Origin of the sequence: Glaciimonas sp. CA11.2, assembly GCF_034314045.1 — a bacterium.
In the GTDB taxonomy this organism is placed as follows: Bacteria; Pseudomonadota; Gammaproteobacteria; order Burkholderiales; family Burkholderiaceae_D; genus Glaciimonas.
Genome location: NZ_JAVIWL010000001.1, coordinates 5,238,691 through 5,256,500 on the forward strand (window position 1 = coordinate 5,238,691; position 17,810 = coordinate 5,256,500).

Consider the following 17,810-nt stretch of genomic DNA (forward strand, 5'->3'; position numbering starts at 1 on the left):
GCGGCCTTAATTTATTTGATTGATTAATCGATTAAATACGTTTTCAGGACAATTGCTGGGTGAACGTTGTAACTTTAGTGCACCTTACTTAGCCCGAACATTCAGGAAATGCTCTCAGGCCAATACATGAATGCCAGCAACTCCCGCTTGCATCTCGCCCACGACAGCGGCATCGCCAAACCCTTCACGCTGAAAGAGTTTCAACACCGCATCAACCGCATCCGGCGCACAAGAAACCAGCAATCCACCCGATGTTTGCGGATCTGATAATAGTGCTTTTTGCACGGCACTAATGCCATGCCCTAACATGACTTCGTGACCATAACCATCCCAGTTACGTCCCGATGCGCCCGTGATATAGCCCCGCTCTGCCAATTGCTGCACGTCCGGCAACAACGGAATCTGATGCATGTTCAGCGTCGCAGTCAGCTTGGCGGCACGTGCCAATTCCAGCAAGTGGCCCAACAAACCAAAACCGGTCACATCAGTCAGTGCGTGGACACCGTCTAGTTCGGACAGCAGTTTGCCCGGCTTATTAAGCTTGGTGGTGTTCTCTATCAACGCCGCGTAGCCCTGCGCATCCAATGCGTCTTTTTTCAGCGCTGCCGACAGAATGCCGACGCCAATCGGTTTGCCTAAAATAATCTTGTCGCCCGCTTTGGCACCCGCATTGCGCTTGACCTTCGAGGGATGCACCAGACCGAGCACCACCAGACCATATATCGGTTCGACCGAATCAATCGTATGTCCACCAGCAATCGGGATACCGGCTTCAGCACAAATTGATTCACCACCCTTGAGAATTCTGCCGATCACTTCAATCGGCAACTTATCGATCGGCATACCGACCAATGCCAACGCCATGATGGGTGTGCCACCCATCGCATATACATCAGAAATCGCGTTGGTAGCGGCGATACGTCCAAAATCGTAAGGATCGTCGACTATTGGCATAAAAAAATCGGTGGTGGCGATCAGCGCTTGTTCGTCATTCAATTTATAGACGGCGGCATCATCGGCGGTTTCGATCCCGACCATTAGCTCTTTCGGCACCGCAAAGCCAGTTGAGTTTTTCAGTATCGCGGCGAGGACGCCCGGCGCAATCTTACAACCACAACCGCCACCGTGAGAGAAAGAAGTGAGTTTGATGCTCGGCTTAATCGTCAGTAAAGCAGCGGACGGAAGGCCTGGAACAGCGCTATCTACGATATTCTCGTTCATAGTAATCCTGCAGTAAGTTGTCTATCTTTTTAAAAAAAACATTATTTGCACCAATTTTAGCTATTGATGCTTAATTTTTTTGCTCGCAAAGTATCGTAATGGCCCAAGCAATCGGGTGGCCCGGTGCAGCGTTTGCGCCGCGCTTAAAAATGCTTCATCGGAAATATCCGGCAACTCCAGCACATGCGCCTCCCCGAACTGATCGAAGTTACGTTTGATCGACTGCAAATAAGCCGGATCATAATGCCTCACCAATAATTCCTCGACCAGTTCTTGCATATCACCATCGACCGCCATTTTTTGCCAACGATCAATCGTCTCGCGGCCATGTAACGCAGTCAGGCAACTAAGCTGCGTGTTCAATAAAGCAGGATCGGCCACAAAATGCAAATAGTCATCCATCAGCAACTTAACCCGGTCTGCCTGCGCTAGCCCAAGTGCAATGCAACGCGATCCGCGTATTTTTTCCATTAAGGCATCCGGAACGCGCAAATTACCGACTTTTTTGCTTTCCGACTCAACGAACACCGGAAGCGCCGGATCAAAATGGCGCAGCAGATTCCATATGCTACTTTCAAACGCTTTTTGCGATGGTTGCGGTGTCGTCGGCAAATTTCCCAGAACGGAGCCACGATGCGCGGCAAGTTGTTCCAGATCAAGAACCTGTGCACCTTGCGCAGCCAAGACCTGCAATAAGCGGCTTTTACCGCTTCCTGTTGGTCCGCACACCACGGTATAAGACAAACGCGCAGCGTGTTCAGCCAAGGTCGCACTCACGTGCCGACGGTATTCTTTGTATCCACCGTCCAGTTGAATCACCGGCCAACCGATTTTTGCCAATATGTGAGACATTGCCCCACTTCTGTTACCGCCACGCCAGCAATAAATCAGCGGCTTCCAATCCTTCGGTTTATCAATGAACAAAGCCTCGATATGATCAGCAATATTTCTGGCAATCAGCATCGCGCCTAACTTTTTGGCTTCAAAGGTATTCACCTGTTTATACATGGTACCGACGCGCACCCTTTGCGCGTCATCCAGGACGGGGCAATTTATGGCTCCAGGAATATGGTCTTCGGCAAATTCGGACGGGCTTCGCGCGTCAATAATCGCATCAAAATCATTTAATTGCGGCAGGATATCTGCAAACGGGAGAAGGGCTGGATACTTCATGCTGCGAATTTTTTACGAAGTAACGTTCTTGGGCGGCGATTATCTGGCATGGTCTGGCTCTGGACAAAAATATCAAAAAAATAAGCTATTACATCAACTCTTACATCAGCCATCAAGGCAGCTCGTACATCAGCGTCATAGCAAAGGGGCATTCTAAAGGGCCCAATCCTGCAGACTCCCAGTATAGAGACGTTATCCGTTTCCTTTGCACCACTTGCTTGGTGCACGCAGTATACAGTTTCCCAGCGCACGTGCTCGGGAGAAATCACCTGATAGTGGTCAATCAAATAAGGAAATGACGCGCCCCCGGAACAACGCGACCACTCAGCATGTCTATTACACTAGTCACATTAAACCGAGACGCCCGCGCCCCATTTTGTGCCACCACCAGAAAGCGACAACCACATGCAAGTAAAGCGACGTAACTTGATAAAAATAATGGTGACAACCGCTATCGCCGGAACCGGAACAGTGATCGGCATGACCGTCTCGCAAAAAGCAAACGCCGCCTATAACGTATGGACGAATGAATACACCTTGCCTTTACCTATTTTGCAAAGGGCTATCGAGCAACAATTCCCGAAAACGTTACAATACGCACAAGTATTTGAAGTCTATCTAAGCAAGCCACACTTGACGATGAACGTGGCAGAGAATCGCATTATTACGTTACTGAATTTGAAAGTCACAAGCAATTTTTTGCTGGTTGCACCCGTAACCGGCACCATCACACTCAGTAGTCGCCTTAAATATGATGCGCCAACCAAAGCCATACGGCTAGATGCACCACGCGTTGATAACGTGAACGTAGGTGGTATCGGTGCGCAATATGAGCAACAACTCAACGCCATCGGCGCAGTCGTGGCAGAACAGATTCTGAACAATTATCCCATTTACACGTTCAAACCGGACGAATTGCGGATCGGGCAAAAAACATTTGAACCTGGCGCTATCACCATGCAATCCGACAGCCTCGTTGTACAGGTTAGAGAAACCTAACGCAGCCTGCAAAGTGACGCCTATAGGAAATAATTTGATGTCTTGCGGAGTCCGGTATTCTGCAAAACTCCTGTGTCTACGCCATTATTCCGTCAGCTTGCTAGCGCCGTCACCTAGCTTGTCGATGCGCAGCTCCGCAATGCGCGCCAGCATCTGAGCTGACGTCAATGCAAACCGCAGCAACGTTTCGGTATCAGCAATATTTAGCGCTGACGTCGTATCGCTGTCTCTAACCATATTGCTGAAATGGGCTAAATTGGGATTGGGGTCGCGTCACCTCTCAGTAAACACATACACGCATTCCGACTGCGGTTTGATTTTCTGCCGGCTGGCCGTATAAACAAATGCATGCAGGCATTCAATCTTACGACCATTAATCCGGTCGAACTCGATCCCATTCCTGACGTACCGGAAAGCTACGGTCCGCGAAACGAGGAAGACCGGCGCGTGCTTACCTTGATGCTGGAAGGAATGTCGAGCGGTCCAGCGCTTCCTATAGACGACGCATTTTTTGCCGAACTCGACGCTATCGTCTCTCAACACTAACCGCCCTTGATTCGCCTCGAAATCACCCCATTTGCCAAATTGGAAGTCAAGGACGTGGTGCGTTACTACGTCAAGGAAGCATCGCCTGCCATCCCTGGCCGCTTTCGCGACGAGTTCCGGGATGCATGCCGGTTTCTCGCCGAGAATCCCGACGTAGGCTCTCTGCGCTTTGCCTATCTGCTTTCCGTAGCCGAAATCCGCACTTGGTCGCCGCATCGATTCCCATTTCGCCTGTTTTATATTGAGGACGGCGATGTTTTGCGTGTCCTCGCCGCAGATCACGAACGTCGGAATGTTACGCCGTCGCTGTTCGAACAAGTCAAACGCGGCAGCTAATCCAAACAAGGACGCTCATAGGCGCGTTTTGGCGATCGCAAAATTCTCCACTACATCACTTGCAGAACGTTAATACGCCCTTTAGCGCAAACAATGGACTCTGTCGCATCGTTGATGAATTCTGATTAATCGCGTGCCAGCCCGCAAGACCGCGTACCAACGCCATTTTGCTACCTCGGCAAAGCAATGAAAAGGGAGCACAAAACCCACCGGAAAAAGCGGGCGCGGCCGAATTAATTCATAATTAACGCACCCGCAAAGAAAACGGGTACAGCACGTTACTTACCAAATGAAGAGATATCAAATGACAACACCAATAAAGATAGATTTTGTTTCCGACGTTTCATGCCCGTGGTGCGTGATCGGGTTGAATTCTTTGCAAGAAGCGATCACCAGGATAGGGGATGAAATCGCTGTCGACATCCATTTTCAACCTTTTGAACTGAATCCGAAAATGCCAGCGGAAGGTCAGGATATCAATGAACACCTAGCCGAAAAGTACGGCTCGACGCCAGAACAGCGCGAGCAAATCGGTAACATGATCCGCGAGCGCGGCGCACAAGGTGGTTTTGTTTTTAACACGGATAAACGGAGCCGTATCTATAACACTTTCGACGCGCATCGCTTACTACACTGGGCCGAGTTGGAAAATAAGCAAATGGCGCTTAAGCGTGCCTTATTCACCGCGTATTTTACCGATGGCAAAAATCCAGGCGACCATCAGGTTTTGATAGCGCTGGCGGAAACAGTGGGATTGGATGGCGATAAAGCCAGAGAGATTCTATCGTCCGATACGTTTGCGACAGAGGTCCAAGCGCAAGAACGACTCTATCTTGATAATGGCATCCACTCCGTACCGGCCGTCATTATCAATGAGCGCTTCTTGATTCAAGGAGGCCAACCGACGGACGAATTCGAGCGCGTATTGCGAGAGATCGCTGTTGCCGGGTGACGTCACGTTTTTACATACCGTCACGTTAATGGCCTGGGATGGTTGTCCGAATCGGTGCCACATCTGACATCGTGATGAGCACCGTTAAGGCATGGGAACGTTCCATCTGACTGGCATTCGTTCAACCAAACAACAGAAGCAATCAGCCCTTGCGTGAAAACTTCGCGGTCAACTGGTTTAGCTTTTCGGCGCGTGCAAGCGCTTCGGCCTCAGCTACACGAGCCGCTTCTTCTGCGACGCGCTGGGCTTTGCGGTGATCAGCATTTTTCTTGAAACGCTCCCGCAAAATCTCGGAAGCATGCGTCCGATGGACGTCCGTTACGTCGTCTGAAGGTTTGCCGTCCAGATCAAATCTAACCGTCGCTTTTTCCATCCCTTTGAGATAACGCAATGAATTCACGTGCATCCCCAATGCCATCCGCATTACCTTGCGATTGAGTTCAGGACAACGTGCGATCAGTTGCTTGTCGATACCAATCGCCAACGGCATATATTCGCGAAAAGCAGCGAATTTTTCTTGCAATTCCTTGAGCAAAATACGGGCATTTTGGGCCGGAGCAAGCGTGGCAGGAACAACTGGATCAGGGGAAACACTAGGAACTGGACTTGAAGTAGGACTTGGCATATTTTCTGAAAGCAAAAAGACATTTATAATTTCAAGCGGAGAAGCATATCACGGAGAAGCACTTTCAATCGATTTCAGCTGCTTTTTGCCACAGTCGATATATCCGTAGGGCAACCTGGGCGTCATCAGCAGCATACAAAATCTGGCGCTCGGTAAGAGGTGAATTGGCCCAATTACTGGTAGACGTCTTCTTGGATTTTCTTAAACGCTGACCAAAAAATCGCGCCACCGCACTTTTAGCACCAACATCATTGCGGCCATCTTGCCGCAATGCACGGGATAAATCCAGCGTATGAGCCGACTCTATTCCCAACTTTTGCTGCAAACGCTTAACATCATCTCTCAGCCCAAATCCTACCTTCATTATTTCAGGCGATTCAAGTATGGCTTTCAACGCTGCCCGAAAAGAGGGAGGCACACCGCCGCGGCCTATCGGAAATAAGAAAACAACGTCGTTTGCGGCCAACTGAATCAAATGTGGTCCATCTGACAACTCGCCCTTATTAAAGGTCGGTTTGGACTCAGTATCAAATCCGATCACATCAGTCGCCATCATCACGGCAAGTGCTTGCACCGCGTCTGCTGAAGACTGAATAACCCGCACGTCCGAAAGAACAATTCCTTCGTAGACAGGCAGAACAGGAAGTACAGCAAGCAACGCTGCACCGTCTTCTGTCATCGGGTTAATCGTTAATGCATCATCATTTGACATGCGTAAAATTTCTAGTTTTAGTTTACTTGGTTCAATTATACGTCCGACGTTATCGAACACCGCCGAAGCGCCCTTGCAATAGTGACCGCACAAGCAGACGCATGAATAAAATTAAATTATCAAAATAGAAATATACAGCAAAAAAATTACTTTTTAACTAACGAATACCCACATCTTGGTGTGGCCGATTAACCCCAACCACACCTTACCACTCAGCATTTATATATTCGCCTAATCAATGCGTCTCAGCTTGTAGCGCCTCGATAATATCCGCCCGCTTTAATTGTGGCGCGAACTGCAAAATAAAATCCATCGTGTATGACCGCAAATAAGCGCCGCGTCGGACCGCTAGCCGCGTCACATTAGATGCAAATAAATGTAACACTTCCAAAGTTTGCAACCCGTTTTGACGGGTATGTTCGGACGCCATGGCAGCCACAATCCCAACGCCCAACTCCAACGACACATATTGCTGGATCACATCGGAATCCATAGCCGTCAACACAATGTCGGGATTAATTCCAGCGGCACGGAACGCCGCGTCAATATGTCCCCTTCCGGTAAAACCCACATCGTAAGTAATCAATGGATATGCCGCCAGATCGCTAAGACTGATTGGGCGCTCAACCAATAATAAGGGATGATGTTGTGGCACCACGACCACGTGACTCCACTCGTAACATGGGAAAGAAATCAGTTCCTTAAATTGTGACAAACCTTCCGTCGCAATGCCCACGTCAGCTTTGCCTGAAATGACCCAATCCGCAATGTGCTCCGGTGAACTTTGTTGCAACGCAATGCGTACGTCAGGAAAACGCGCACGAAAGCCTTGCACCACGCGTGGTAATGCGTAGCGCGCCTGCGTATGAGTTGCGGCAATGGTCAGAGTGCCGGTCGTTTCACCCGAGTATTCCTTGCTGGCCTGACGAAGATTCTCAGCTTCTTGCAAGAGCTTTTCGACGATCTGCAAAATACCTTTACCGGGATCGGTCAACCCGATCAATCGCTTGCCATTGCGTACAAAAATATCGACGCCCAGCTCTTCTTCCAGTTCACGAATCTGGCGACTGACGCCAGGTTGTGAGGTGAACAGAACGTTAGCGACTTCCGTCAAGTTGAAGCCGCAACGTGCCGCCTCCCGGATCGATCTTAATTGTTGAAAATTCATCTTGCATCCTGGTTGTTGTGAGATGGTTGGTCCGCAAAGACGTGCAAACGACGCGGACGTACCACTAATATTTCACCCTCTTTTAAATCAAGCCGCTTGAAGCGATCTGAGGAAATAACTGCTTCGATCAGCCCTGCGTTGTCATCGCGTTCCAACTCTAATTGCGCCAATGGCCCAATCGCGTGCGCCCGTTTCAGCTGTACCACAATGCCTTCTGCCCCCGTCGTGTAGCGGTCAATATCAAGATCATGAGGCCGAACATAGCCGATTCCGGCGACATCTTCTGCCTCCGCATGATTCGGTGCATCGAAACGCACTCCACCGGTATCCAGCACACCTTGGTTGATGCGGCCATGGAACAGGTTGACGTTACCCAAAAAGCCATACACAAACGGCGAGGCAGGATGTTCGTAGACCTCTTGCGGTGAACCGATTTGTTCCACCTGCCCTTTGTTCATCAGCACGATCTGATCGGCCACTTCCAGCGCCTCTTCCTGATCGTGGGTCACAAAAATACTGGTCACATGCAATTCATCATGTAGACGCCGCAACCAACGGCGCAACTCTTTACGCACCTTGGCATCCAGCGCACCAAAAGGCTCGTCCAGCAACAACACCCGCGGCTCAACCGCCAGAGCGCGTGCCAAGGCAATCCGTTGACGCTGACCGCCTGACAATTGCGGGGGAAAACGATCCGCCAACCAATCCAGTTGCACTAATTCGAGTAGTTTTGTGACTTTTTCGCGGATCACACTTTCGGAAGGCCGCTGCGCCCGTGGTTTGACACGAAGGCCAAAGGCGATATTTTCGAACACCGTCATATGCTTGAATAACGCGTAATGCTGAAACACGAAACCAACCTGACGTTCGCGCACATGGCGCGACGAAGCATCCTCGCCATCCAATAAAACGCGTCCGGAATCCTGTCCTTCAAGCCCGGCAATAATCCGCAGAAGCGTGGTCTTTCCGCAGCCGGATGGTCCCAACAAGGCAGTCAACTCTCCCGTAGGAAAATGGAGAGAGACGTCATTCAGTGCGGTGAATTGACCAAACTTTTTATTGATATTCGTTACTTCAATGCCCATGACATTCTCCTGATGGTCGCGTCTGCGTTTGCGTTTTATTTACAGCGATGCAACTGCGGGTTGGACCGATACGCTGGTAGACTTTTCACCGCCAATTTCATCACGCAAACGCCATTCAATAAACGACTTGAGCGCCAGCGTTACCAATGCCAGAAATGCTAGCAATGAAGCCACGGCGAACGCTGCCTGAAAGTTATATTCGTTATACAAAATTTCGACTTGCAAAGGAATGGTGTTGGTTTCGCCACGGATATGACCGGACACCACAGACACTGCGCCAAACTCTCCCATCGCCCGGGCGTTACAGAGAATCACGCCGTACAACAGACCCCATTTGATGTTTGGTAACGTGATGTACCAAAAAGTCTTCCAGCCCGATGCGCCCAATACCAGCGCGGCCTCTTCTTCCTCACTGCCCTGCGCCTGCATCAGCGGAATCAACTCTCGTGCAACGAAGGGGAAAGTCACGAATACGGTCGCCAGCACGATGCCAGGCACCGCGAACAAAATTTTGATGTCATGCTCGCGCAACCATGGTCCAAACCAACCTTGCGCGCCAAACAACAATACATAAATCAAACCAGATATCACTGGCGATACTGAAAATGGCAAATCGATCAGCGTCAGCAGGATATTCTTGCCGCGAAAATCAAACTTGGCGATGACCCACGATGCGGAGACGCCAAATACCAGATTTAGCGGCACAGCAATCACCGCCGTCAATAAAGTCAGCTTAATGGCGCTGACTGCATCCGGTTCTATGATGGCGGCAATATAAGCCTCCCATCCTTTTTTAAAGGCCTCAACAAACACCGACACCAGCGGAACGACTAAGAAAAACGTCAAAAATAATAGCGCCACTGTGATCAGCAATGTCCGCACCCAGAACGGCTCTTGCGTTGCGTGCGGCACATGAATTGGCTCACCTTTGGCGTGCAATGTAACCGCACCTTTGCTCAAGGACGCAGTTGGCGATGCGGTCAAAGTGAGATTGTCATTTGATGGAACGGCACTCATAGCGGCTAAAACTTTCTGTTAAACTTTTTCCGACTGACCCCGCTTGCGGGTCCAGGCTTGCAAAATATTAATCGTCAACAGCATCAAAAATGACGCAGTAAGCATCACTACGGCAATTGCGGTAGCCCCCGTATAGTCGTACTGTTCCAACTTTGTGATGATAAACAAGGGCGTGATTTCGGAGACCATCGGCATGTTGCCAGCGATAAAAATGACAGATCCGTATTCGCCCGTAGCACGCGCGAAAGCCAACGCAAAGCCAGTCATCAACGCAGGTAGAACGGTAGGAAAAATAACGCGGGAAAAAGTTTGCCAGTTACTGGCACCAAGGCTGGCGGCGGCCTCCTCCAACTCCCGCTCCGCATCTTCCAGTACTGGCTGCACCGTGCGCACCACAAACGGCAAACCAATAAAGGTCAACGCTACCAATATCCCTAATGGCGTGAAAGCGACCTTAATCCCTAACGGTTCCAGATAGCGCCCAAACCAGCCGTTAGCCGAATACAACGCCGTCAGCGCAATACCGGCAACCGCAGTTGGCAATGCAAACGGCAAATCGACCAACGCATCAATCAGCTTCTTGCCCGGAAATGTATACCGTACCAAGACCCAGGCAACGATGCCACCGAACACAACGTTCAGCAACGCGGCCAGCAACGACACCCCAAACGTCAACCGATACGACGCCATCACGCGAGGGGACGTCACCGCAATGACAAAATCGGCCCACGTCATGGTGAAGGTCTTGAGAAACACCGCCGATAGCGGAATCAACACAATCAACGCTAAGTAAAATAGTGTGAAGCCGAGCGACAAACGAAATCCCGGCATAACCCTAAATGGGGTTGCAGACTTCACCGAATGCGGTGTCGATAAAGCGGCCTGACCAAGCATAAAAAATTCCCTTATTACAAATACAGCTAACGAAGGTCGATAATCGCATCTGATTGTTATAAAGAGAACGAACTTTTTTGCATGTAGATAGATTGATTCCGCATAAGCAGGCCGAGGACGTCATGACGCCATTAAAGAAAGAACAACGAAGGGGACGTATTTAACGTCTTGGAAGCGTTAAGGTCGATACTGTGGCACTTATAACAACCTATATTTAATGGCTGTGGATTAGCCAAGCAAAACTACAAGATGCATTATGATGCCCTGACGCGCTGTCCGTGATCGGTCGGAAATGGTATTAATTCGCTCTCACCGTCTGCACCAACCGCGCCAGCACGGCTTGTCCAACCTGCCAGTCGCCTAGCTGAGAATCGGCATTAATATGACCCAGCGCACCAACATCGACATACTCTGCGCCCCACAGTTTCGCCCACTTAACCGTTTCGCTGGCCTCCATCCAGGGATCATTCAGACTCCCGACTACAGTCGCCGGAAAGGGCAAACTTGCTCCCAATCCCGCACTCACCTCAAATTTTTCTGGATCAGCGGGCGCAACAAGCAAAGCCCCTGCAATCAGCTCTTTCACCAGCGGACCTTCAGCCAGCGCGCTATGAACCGTCGTCAGACAACCAAAACTATGCGCAATTAATAATATTGGCTTAAGCGGTTTGTTCAGCGCCGCTTTTTTCGCCAATACATCCCGCAGACGTTGCGACCAAATCGCCAAATCAGGTTGATCCCAATACTTCTGTTCGATCCGTTCAAATGCAGGGTATAGGCGTTCCCAGCGGGATTGCCAATGCTGGGGCCCGCTGTTATTTAATCCAGGCACGATCAATACCCAAAAATCAGACAGTGAGCGCTTCAACGATAAGTTAGGCATAGTTAAGGAGTTAGCCCTTTTAATGAGGGACACCATTCAACGTTGATGCTGTGGCGAATTTGTCCGCGCGCTGAGTCGTTGAAAATGCATCCAATGAAGCCTGCGGCAGATCCCAGAAGAACCCTTGTGCCGAAATGCGCGCGCCATTTGCAACAAATGCCTGTTGCGCCAGTTTTTGTACACTTTCAAAATCACGTAATTTTTCGAGACGTTTAAAAATAATCTGAATCCCGCGTTGCTGAGTAAGATCCAGCAAACGTCGGGTCGCATCATCGTTTATTACTCCGCGCCCATCAATTTTTAGGACGTCAGGTCTTACGCGCTCAAGCAGACTATGCGCCTCTGCTACGGTATCGGCATTGATTGCCAGACGAAATTGATTGCGGCGATAATTATCCATCACATAGTTTAATAACCAGCTTTGCGTGGGTGTAATCTTTGGTAATTGCAGAACAATATTTTCATGCGGTAATCCCAACAATTTCAAAATTCGACGGAACGCCGTTCCATGATTACTATCGACTGCCGCTAACAGGCGTGCGTGCACACTGAGATAGAGAGCGGTATTTTGGGTCAGGTGAACACGCGGGTCGCCTTCCGGAGATTGACGGTAAAAGTTGATCGAATGCAGCATGCGACATAGGCGATCAAGTTCAATCGACTCGTCGTCGCTGGCAGCATGATCGAGTAGTTTCCATAGGTACAATCCGTTGTCATTGGGAGAGTAACTATGCGCGAAACCTTCGTAGCCGATAATCTCATTGACGTGCTTGTTTGAATTAGTGACTTCTAGTTCCGGGCCAACTGCTATCTGACGTATCGGCTGAAAGACACTGGTGAGAGCGGTGTTGAAATAACTTCCCTGCACGCGACCATCAGCATCAAGCCAGACGCGATGTGTCCGGTTTACGCTTATTGATGGAGACTGGCCTGACTGCACTGAAGCTCGCCCGTTGTGGACCGAATTGTCATGCAGGCGAGCCAGGTATTTGTCCAAAGTAGGAAATAACATGGATTACCCAGGTTGAAATCTTAAAATATTAGATCTTGGCGATGGATACTTCGGTGGCCTTCACCAGTGCGACTACTTCGGTTCCAATGACTAGTCCGAGATCTTTTACCGAGCGCGTGGTGATCACTGAGGTGACAATGCCGGCAGGTGTTTCGACATCGATTTCGGAGACTACTGTGCCTTCAATGATGGCTTTGATGCGGCCTTTGAATTGATTGCGTACGTTGATGGCTTGGATGGACATGATGTTTCCTTAAATTAATTTCGTTTGATTAAGTGGTGCAATTGGTTTCTTCGTTCTTCGTTCTTTGCTAACCAGTACGGCTACTGCTCCGTGGACGCTAGTCGGGGGTGGCCCGACAGCTAGTTACTTTCTTTTGCTTGGCTAGGCGCCCCTCCCCACCAAAAGAAAGTAACCAAAGAAAAGGCGACCACAGAGCCGCTGCCCTTCGGGTTCCCAAGCATTTCAGCCGCCAGTCGGATTGAAAGACCAACTCGCTAGGCTCAAACATGTCTTCCAATAATTCCCGACTGACAGCTGAAATACTTGGCAGCGCCAATGACGGGGTAGGTCAAGGACAAAGGCAACTGCAACTGCAACTGCAACTGCAACTGCAACTGCAACTGCAACTGCAACTGCAACTACAACTACAAACTACAAACTACCGTTTGATTCTGGCTGGAAATTCTTGGCATTGACTATATAGGTCTGTGTTTCTACAGATTAGTAACAACTAGGACAATTTTCCAATGGATACTTCGGTGGCTTTAATTAGTGCCACGACTTCTGACCCGATTACTAGTCCGAGGTCTTTTACTGAGCGGGTTGTGATGACGGACGATACGATGCCTATCGGGGTTTCGATATCTAGGCCCGAGAGGACCTCGTCTTCAACGATGCTGATAATTTTTCCTCTGAATTGATTGCGGACATTGATTGCTTGAATACTCATGACTTCTCCTGAATTTTAAAAATACGGATGGAATGTTGCGTGAGAATACGGTTTAGCCTAGATTGCCCAGCTCACTTGGCTTACTGTGCGATGGAGGGAAATATCACCTAGTGTCTTGTCAATTTCTGGCGCCGGATGTTTTAATACGCGCGCTAGAATTTTTTCTTCCAGTTGTGCAAATATCAGATTCCCGCGTGTCCTTGGGCGGGGTAAATCGATGCGTTCGTCTAGAGTTATTTCGCCCTCTTCAATTAGGAGCACGCGGTCGGCAAGCGCAATGGCCTCTTGCACATCATGCGTGACTAATACTGCAGTGAAGCCGCTGGTCTGCCATAGTGATTCGATCAGTTGCTGCATTTCAATTCTGGTTAAGGCATCGAGCGCGCCTAACGGTTCATCCAGCAATAACAGCGCTGGGTTATGCACCAACGCTCTTGCGAGGGCTACGCGCTGACGCTGACCGCCGGATAATACTGCCGGCCATTCGTTGGCGCGATCTTCTAATCCGACCTGACGTAATGCTTTACCCGCTATCACGGCAGATGATCTGGATGGCAAACCTAATGCGACGTTGTTTAATACTTTTTTCCACGGAAGCAGGCGCGAGTCCTGGAACATAATCCGAATTTCGGGCGCTTGTTTAAGATCGGCTTCCACTCCAAACTGAATCTCGCCAGCGCTCTCGGTTTCCAGTCCGGCTATCAATCGTAATAACGTACTTTTTCCGCAACCACTACGACCTACAATGGCCACGAATTCGCCAGCACCGATCTCAACATCCAGTGATTTCAACACATCGCGTCCCGCGTAGGATTTAGACACCGACTGAATGGCGATGCTAATGCCACGGCGTGGCGTGATGGAATGGTCCACCACGGCTTTGACGTGAGCGTTTTCAACAGAGTCAATTTGCATATTCATATCCGTTTTTTGGTAAATGTTTCTGCCAGTTTTATTTCAACGCAGCGGGTTAAGTGGCATCAGAAATCAGGTTTGACATTTCACTGATAGCCCGGATGCCACCGCAACCAATAGCGTTCTAAGCCACGTGCCAGCATGTCAGCCAATTTGCCTAGTAACGCGTACAAAAGAATCCCTACCAATACGACATCGGTCTGTAAAAATTCACGTGCATTCATCGTCATGTAACCGATTCCCGCTTGTGCAGAAATCGTTTCTGCGACAATCAACAGCACCCACACCAAGCCTAGAGAAAATCGTACGCCGACCAAAATCGAGGGTAATGCCCCCGGTAAGATCACATCCCGATATAACGGCCAGCCGGATAGGCCATAACTTTTAGCCATCTCGATCAATCCTTTATCGACCGAGCGAATACCATGAAAAGTATTCAAATAGATAGGAAAAAATACGCCAATTGATACCAAAAACAATTTCGACGATTCATCAATCCCAAACCACAGAATGACCAATGGAATCAGCGCTAGAGCAGGAATATTACGAATCATCTGAATCGTCGTATCCAACAGTGTTTCAGCATTCTTGAACGTTCCGGTTAGCAAACCCAGCAACAACCCACAACCACCACCCACGACAAAGCCAGAAATCGCTCGCCATGCACTCACCGATACGTGCTTCCAAAGTTCACCTGACAACGTCAGCGACCATGCCGCACGGCCTACTGCAAAAGGCTCCGGCAAGATACGACTCGAAAGCCAGCCAACCCGAGCTGCCAATTCCCAGCCGGCGATAAGTAGCAAAGGGACTAACCAAGGTAGAAGTCCCGCACGCCACGCAGTCGAGCGGGCGCTCGGAACAGCTCTCTTCTGCTTTGGACTGATGGGAGAAGCGGTGAATCTTGGTGCGGCTGATGGGCCAACAACGGTACTCATAGTGATATCCTTCCATCCAACGGATGTGGGGTGCTGCTTAGTGCTCATAAAATAGTGCTGATTACCTGTCGTGGGAGACCTGATAATCCTTTTTTGTTCGATCACATTGCCCGCAGTAGTTAATCAACACTAGTTGCTGTAAGGGTGGCCGTTTCTTGGTCAGCTACCGCCTGGGGCAATATATTGTTTGCCATCACTTCACCAAACGGACCACTTAAGGAATGCGCACCATCAGCGGCATGACCCTTGCCCAACAATGGAAAAACGAGTTCAGCAAAGCGATATGATTCTTCGAGATGCGGGTAACCGGACAAGATAAACGTATCGATCCCAAGTGCTTCATACTCTTTCATCCGCTCTACCACTATGGCAGCGTCACCCACCAGCGCTGTTCCTGCACCGCCGCGAACCAGCCCGACACCAGCCCATAAATTGGGTGATACTTCCAGCTTGTCGCGCTTGCCACCATGCAAGGCCGCCATACGGCGCTGACCTTCTGAGTCCATCTTCGAAAACGCGGCCTGCGCCCGCGCAATAATATCGTCGTCGACATAGCTAATTAACTCTTCAGCGGCTTTCCAGGCGGCTTCATTGGTCTCACGCACAATCACATGCAAGCGAATACCAAACCGAACGGTGCGCCCATATTTAGCTGCTCGGGCGCGCATATCGGCGATTTTTTCGGCTACCGCTGCCGGTGGTTCACCCCACGTCAGATAAACGTCAACCTGTTCGGCCGCCAGTTCATGCGCGGGTCCCGACGATCCGCCAAAATACAGTGGAGGATAAGGTTTCTGGATTGGTGGATAAAGCGTTTTTGCGCCTTTTACGGTGATATGTTTTCCGCTAAAACTGTAACCGGCAGCGCCGCCCTCGCCAGCCATCGTGGCACGCCAGACACGCAGAAATTCGTCCGAAATTTCGTACCGTTCGCTATGTTCGGCAAATACCCCATCAGCTTCCAATTCACCTTGATCGCCACCCGTCACGACATTTATCAGAAGCCGCCCATTGGACAGCCGGTCAAATGTCGAAGCCATCCGAACCGCCAAACCTGGACTGCTGAGACCGGGGCGAATGGCAACTAGAAATTTGAGCTTTTGGGTTGCACCGATAAGACTGGATGCAACCACCCATGCGTCTTCGCACGAACGTCCAGTCGGCAACAACACGCCGTCATAGCCAAGCGTATCGGCAGCCACAGCGACCTGTTTCATATAGTCGTAATTAACCGGGCGAGCACCTTGCGAGGTGCCTAAATAGCGACTGTCGCCATGCGTTGGGATAAACCAGAAAACATTCATTGCAGATTCCGTATTAAAAATGTGAATCAAATTGATGAGATTTGTTACTTTATTTAGCTATCGCGGGCGCAGCACAGGCGGCTGCCAAACGATATCGGCAACTTTGATCGCCTTAGGTATGAGGCCAATTTCTTTAAAACTGTCTGCGACACGCTGTTGATCTGTCACCATGGCTGCATGCAACACCGTGGTCGGCGATGGTCCGGGCCGCCGTGCCAAAAACAGATGAACCGTCGCCAGATTCAAACCACTTAGATCAGAAATAAGTTGCGCTACTTCTTTTCGATTTGCTTGCACGTACTGATCTGCTTTCGTCAGCTCATCCAATAAGCGCAATACAGTATTCGGATAACTTTGGGTAAAGGAACGCGATGCCAGATAGAAAGAATTATTATTCGTCAGGCCATTGCCGGTAGTCAGTACGCGCGGCTTCAGCGCCAATTCGGCAGCACCATAATAAGGGTCCCAAATAGACCACGCGTCCACACTGCCGCGTTCAAATGCTGCACGTGCGTCCGCTGGCGCGAGATAAATCGGCTGAATATCCGTCCACGCTAAGCCCGCTTTTTTTACGGCTTGCACCAAAAGAAAATGTGCACTGGAACCCTTTTGTAGAGCGATTTTTTTACCTTTCAAATCCGCCAACGTCTTAATGGTGGAGTTGGACGGCACAATAATGGCCGAGCTTTCTGGTTTTGGCGGCTCTGCGCCGACATAGAGCAAGTCTTTATTGGCAGCTTGTGCAAAGACAGGCGGACTGTCACCAGTCAAACCGAAGTCCAGGCTACCAACTGATAACGCTTCCAGCAATTGCGGGCCGGCTGGAAATTCGAGCCAGACAATTTTGCTGTTCTTAAAGCGCTGCTCCAGAATATTACGCTGCTTCAAAATCACCAGGTTGACAGCACTTTTTTGAAATCCGATACGAATTTGCTCTGGGTCTTTTTTATCCACCGCCGCCATTGCCGACGTACCAAAGAACGACAAAATCGCGAACAAAGCAAAAGCGCGCAACACGTTAAAAGATGCGGAATAGTCGAAGCGCCGATGAATAACGGATTTTTTCATGGTCGTTTT

General features: G+C 49.8%; 24 protein-coding genes. 6 read left to right on the top strand and 18 right to left on the bottom strand.

Features of this window, described 5'->3' with window-relative positions; translation table 11 throughout:
* Nucleotides 1-114: 114 nt before the first annotated feature.
* Both selD and mnmH read right to left on the bottom strand, forming a co-directional pair.
* Nucleotides 115-1,221, bottom strand: a complete 1,107-nt coding sequence (gene selD / locus RGU75_RS22630) for a selenide, water dikinase SelD (RefSeq protein ID WP_322239904.1) — start codon at nucleotides 1,219-1,221, stop codon at nucleotides 115-117.
* 60 nt (nucleotides 1,222-1,281) lie between these two features.
* Nucleotides 1,282-2,394, bottom strand: coding sequence for a tRNA 2-selenouridine(34) synthase MnmH (gene mnmH / locus RGU75_RS22635; protein ID WP_322239906.1), 1,113 nt, complete (start codon nucleotides 2,392-2,394; stop codon nucleotides 1,282-1,284).
* Here mnmH and RGU75_RS22640 point away from each other — a divergent pair.
* A complete protein-coding gene (locus RGU75_RS22640; protein ID WP_322239908.1) occupies nucleotides 2,393-2,551 on the top strand; it encodes a hypothetical protein in 159 nt (52 codons plus the stop codon). The genes mnmH and RGU75_RS22640 overlap by 2 nt on opposite strands.
* 193 nt (nucleotides 2,552-2,744) lie before the next feature.
* Here RGU75_RS22640 and RGU75_RS22645 read toward each other — a convergent pair whose 3' ends face one another.
* Entirely contained in the window at nucleotides 2,745-2,876 is a 132-nt protein-coding gene (locus RGU75_RS22645; protein WP_322239910.1) for a hypothetical protein, read from the bottom strand.
* Between RGU75_RS22645 and RGU75_RS22650 the strand changes: the two genes are divergently transcribed.
* A complete protein-coding gene (locus RGU75_RS22650) occupies nucleotides 2,875-3,393 on the top strand; it encodes a DUF1439 domain-containing protein (RefSeq protein ID WP_322239911.1) in 519 nt (172 codons plus the stop codon). The two genes, RGU75_RS22645 and RGU75_RS22650, sit on opposite strands and share 2 nt — an antisense overlap.
* An 84-nt stretch (nucleotides 3,394-3,477) precedes the next feature.
* Here the strand turns inward: RGU75_RS22650 and RGU75_RS22655 are convergent, their stop codons facing one another.
* Complete coding sequence (locus tag RGU75_RS22655) at nucleotides 3,478-3,630, bottom strand: hypothetical protein (protein WP_322239913.1); 153 nt, start codon at nucleotides 3,628-3,630, stop codon at nucleotides 3,478-3,480.
* A 111-nt stretch (nucleotides 3,631-3,741) separates the two neighbouring features.
* On the opposite strand from RGU75_RS22655, the gene RGU75_RS22660 reads away from it, so the two are divergent.
* The 3 genes from RGU75_RS22660 (at nucleotide 3,742) to RGU75_RS22670 (ending at nucleotide 5,227) form a co-directional block, all read left to right on the top strand.
* Entirely contained in the window at nucleotides 3,742-3,939 is a 198-nt protein-coding gene (locus RGU75_RS22660; RefSeq protein ID WP_322239915.1) for a hypothetical protein, read from the top strand.
* 6 nt (nucleotides 3,940-3,945) lie between these two features.
* A complete protein-coding gene (locus RGU75_RS22665; protein ID WP_322239917.1) occupies nucleotides 3,946-4,275 on the top strand; it encodes a type II toxin-antitoxin system RelE/ParE family toxin in 330 nt (109 codons plus the stop codon).
* A 304-nt stretch (nucleotides 4,276-4,579) separates the two neighbouring features.
* Nucleotides 4,580-5,227 carry a DsbA family oxidoreductase gene (locus RGU75_RS22670; RefSeq protein ID WP_322239919.1) on the top strand — a complete coding sequence of 216 codons (648 nt, stop codon included), beginning with the start codon at nucleotides 4,580-4,582 and terminating at the stop codon, nucleotides 5,225-5,227.
* 142 nt (nucleotides 5,228-5,369) lie between these two features.
* Here RGU75_RS22670 and RGU75_RS22675 read toward each other — a convergent pair whose 3' ends face one another.
* The 9 genes from RGU75_RS22675 to RGU75_RS22715 all read right to left on the bottom strand — a co-directional run bounded on the left by RGU75_RS22675 (nucleotide 5,370) and on the right by RGU75_RS22715 (nucleotide 12,867).
* Nucleotides 5,370-5,852, bottom strand: coding sequence for a ProQ/FinO family protein (locus tag RGU75_RS22675; RefSeq protein ID WP_322239921.1), 483 nt, complete (start codon nucleotides 5,850-5,852; stop codon nucleotides 5,370-5,372).
* A 64-nt stretch (nucleotides 5,853-5,916) separates the two neighbouring features.
* Nucleotides 5,917-6,564: a 3'-5' exonuclease gene (locus tag RGU75_RS22680; protein WP_322239923.1), complete on the bottom strand. Its 648-nt coding sequence runs from the start codon at nucleotides 6,562-6,564 to the stop codon at nucleotides 5,917-5,919.
* Nucleotides 6,565-6,799: 235 nt separating this feature from the next.
* On the bottom strand, nucleotides 6,800-7,732 hold the full coding sequence (locus RGU75_RS22685; RefSeq protein WP_322239925.1) for a CysB family HTH-type transcriptional regulator: 933 nt from the start codon (nucleotides 7,730-7,732) through the stop codon (nucleotides 6,800-6,802).
* Nucleotides 7,729-8,817 (bottom strand): sulfate ABC transporter ATP-binding protein, encoded by a 1,089-nt coding sequence (locus RGU75_RS22690; RefSeq protein ID WP_322239927.1) that lies wholly within the window; start codon nucleotides 8,815-8,817, stop codon nucleotides 7,729-7,731. The genes RGU75_RS22685 and RGU75_RS22690 overlap by 4 nt, the downstream gene beginning before the upstream one ends.
* Nucleotides 8,818-8,856: 39 nt before the next feature.
* Nucleotides 8,857-9,834, bottom strand: a complete 978-nt coding sequence (gene cysW / locus RGU75_RS22695) for a sulfate ABC transporter permease subunit CysW (protein WP_322239929.1) — start codon at nucleotides 9,832-9,834, stop codon at nucleotides 8,857-8,859.
* 18 nt (nucleotides 9,835-9,852) lie between these two features.
* Complete coding sequence (cysT, locus tag RGU75_RS22700; RefSeq protein WP_322239931.1) at nucleotides 9,853-10,728, bottom strand: sulfate ABC transporter permease subunit CysT; 876 nt, start codon at nucleotides 10,726-10,728, stop codon at nucleotides 9,853-9,855.
* Between the two features lie 298 nt (nucleotides 10,729-11,026).
* Nucleotides 11,027-11,611 carry an alpha/beta hydrolase gene (locus tag RGU75_RS22705; protein WP_322239933.1) on the bottom strand — a complete coding sequence of 195 codons (585 nt, stop codon included), beginning with the start codon at nucleotides 11,609-11,611 and terminating at the stop codon, nucleotides 11,027-11,029.
* A gap of 19 nt (nucleotides 11,612-11,630) precedes the next feature.
* Entirely contained in the window at nucleotides 11,631-12,623 is a 993-nt protein-coding gene (locus tag RGU75_RS22710) for an EAL domain-containing protein (protein ID WP_322239935.1), read from the bottom strand.
* Between the two features lie 28 nt (nucleotides 12,624-12,651).
* Nucleotides 12,652-12,867 carry a TOBE domain-containing protein gene (locus tag RGU75_RS22715; protein WP_108442330.1) on the bottom strand — a complete coding sequence of 72 codons (216 nt, stop codon included), beginning with the start codon at nucleotides 12,865-12,867 and terminating at the stop codon, nucleotides 12,652-12,654.
* Nucleotides 12,868-13,133: 266 nt separating this feature from the next.
* Here RGU75_RS22715 and RGU75_RS22720 point away from each other — a divergent pair, with 266 nt between their 5' ends.
* Entirely contained in the window at nucleotides 13,134-13,322 is a 189-nt protein-coding gene (locus RGU75_RS22720) for a hypothetical protein (RefSeq protein ID WP_322239938.1), read from the top strand.
* 35 nt (nucleotides 13,323-13,357) lie between these two features.
* Here the strand turns inward: RGU75_RS22720 and RGU75_RS22725 are convergent, their stop codons facing one another.
* From RGU75_RS22725 to RGU75_RS22745, 5 genes are all read right to left on the bottom strand, one after another.
* Nucleotides 13,358-13,576, bottom strand: coding sequence for a TOBE domain-containing protein (locus RGU75_RS22725; RefSeq protein WP_322239940.1), 219 nt, complete (start codon nucleotides 13,574-13,576; stop codon nucleotides 13,358-13,360).
* Nucleotides 13,577-13,633: 57 nt separating this feature from the next.
* A complete protein-coding gene (locus RGU75_RS22730) occupies nucleotides 13,634-14,491 on the bottom strand; it encodes an ATP-binding cassette domain-containing protein (RefSeq protein ID WP_322239942.1) in 858 nt (285 codons plus the stop codon).
* 86 nt (nucleotides 14,492-14,577) lie between these two features.
* A complete protein-coding gene (gene ssuC, locus RGU75_RS22735; RefSeq protein ID WP_322239944.1) occupies nucleotides 14,578-15,429 on the bottom strand; it encodes an aliphatic sulfonate ABC transporter permease SsuC in 852 nt (283 codons plus the stop codon).
* Nucleotides 15,430-15,548: 119 nt separating this feature from the next.
* The gene (gene ssuD / locus RGU75_RS22740) at nucleotides 15,549-16,733 is read right to left on the bottom strand and encodes an FMNH2-dependent alkanesulfonate monooxygenase (RefSeq protein WP_322239946.1); all 1,185 of its coding nucleotides are present in this window, start codon (nucleotides 16,731-16,733) and stop codon (nucleotides 15,549-15,551) included.
* 57 nt (nucleotides 16,734-16,790) lie between these two features.
* The gene (locus RGU75_RS22745; RefSeq protein ID WP_322239948.1) at nucleotides 16,791-17,801 is read right to left on the bottom strand and encodes a sulfonate ABC transporter substrate-binding protein; all 1,011 of its coding nucleotides are present in this window, start codon (nucleotides 17,799-17,801) and stop codon (nucleotides 16,791-16,793) included.
* Between the last annotated feature and the right edge of the window lie 9 nt (nucleotides 17,802-17,810).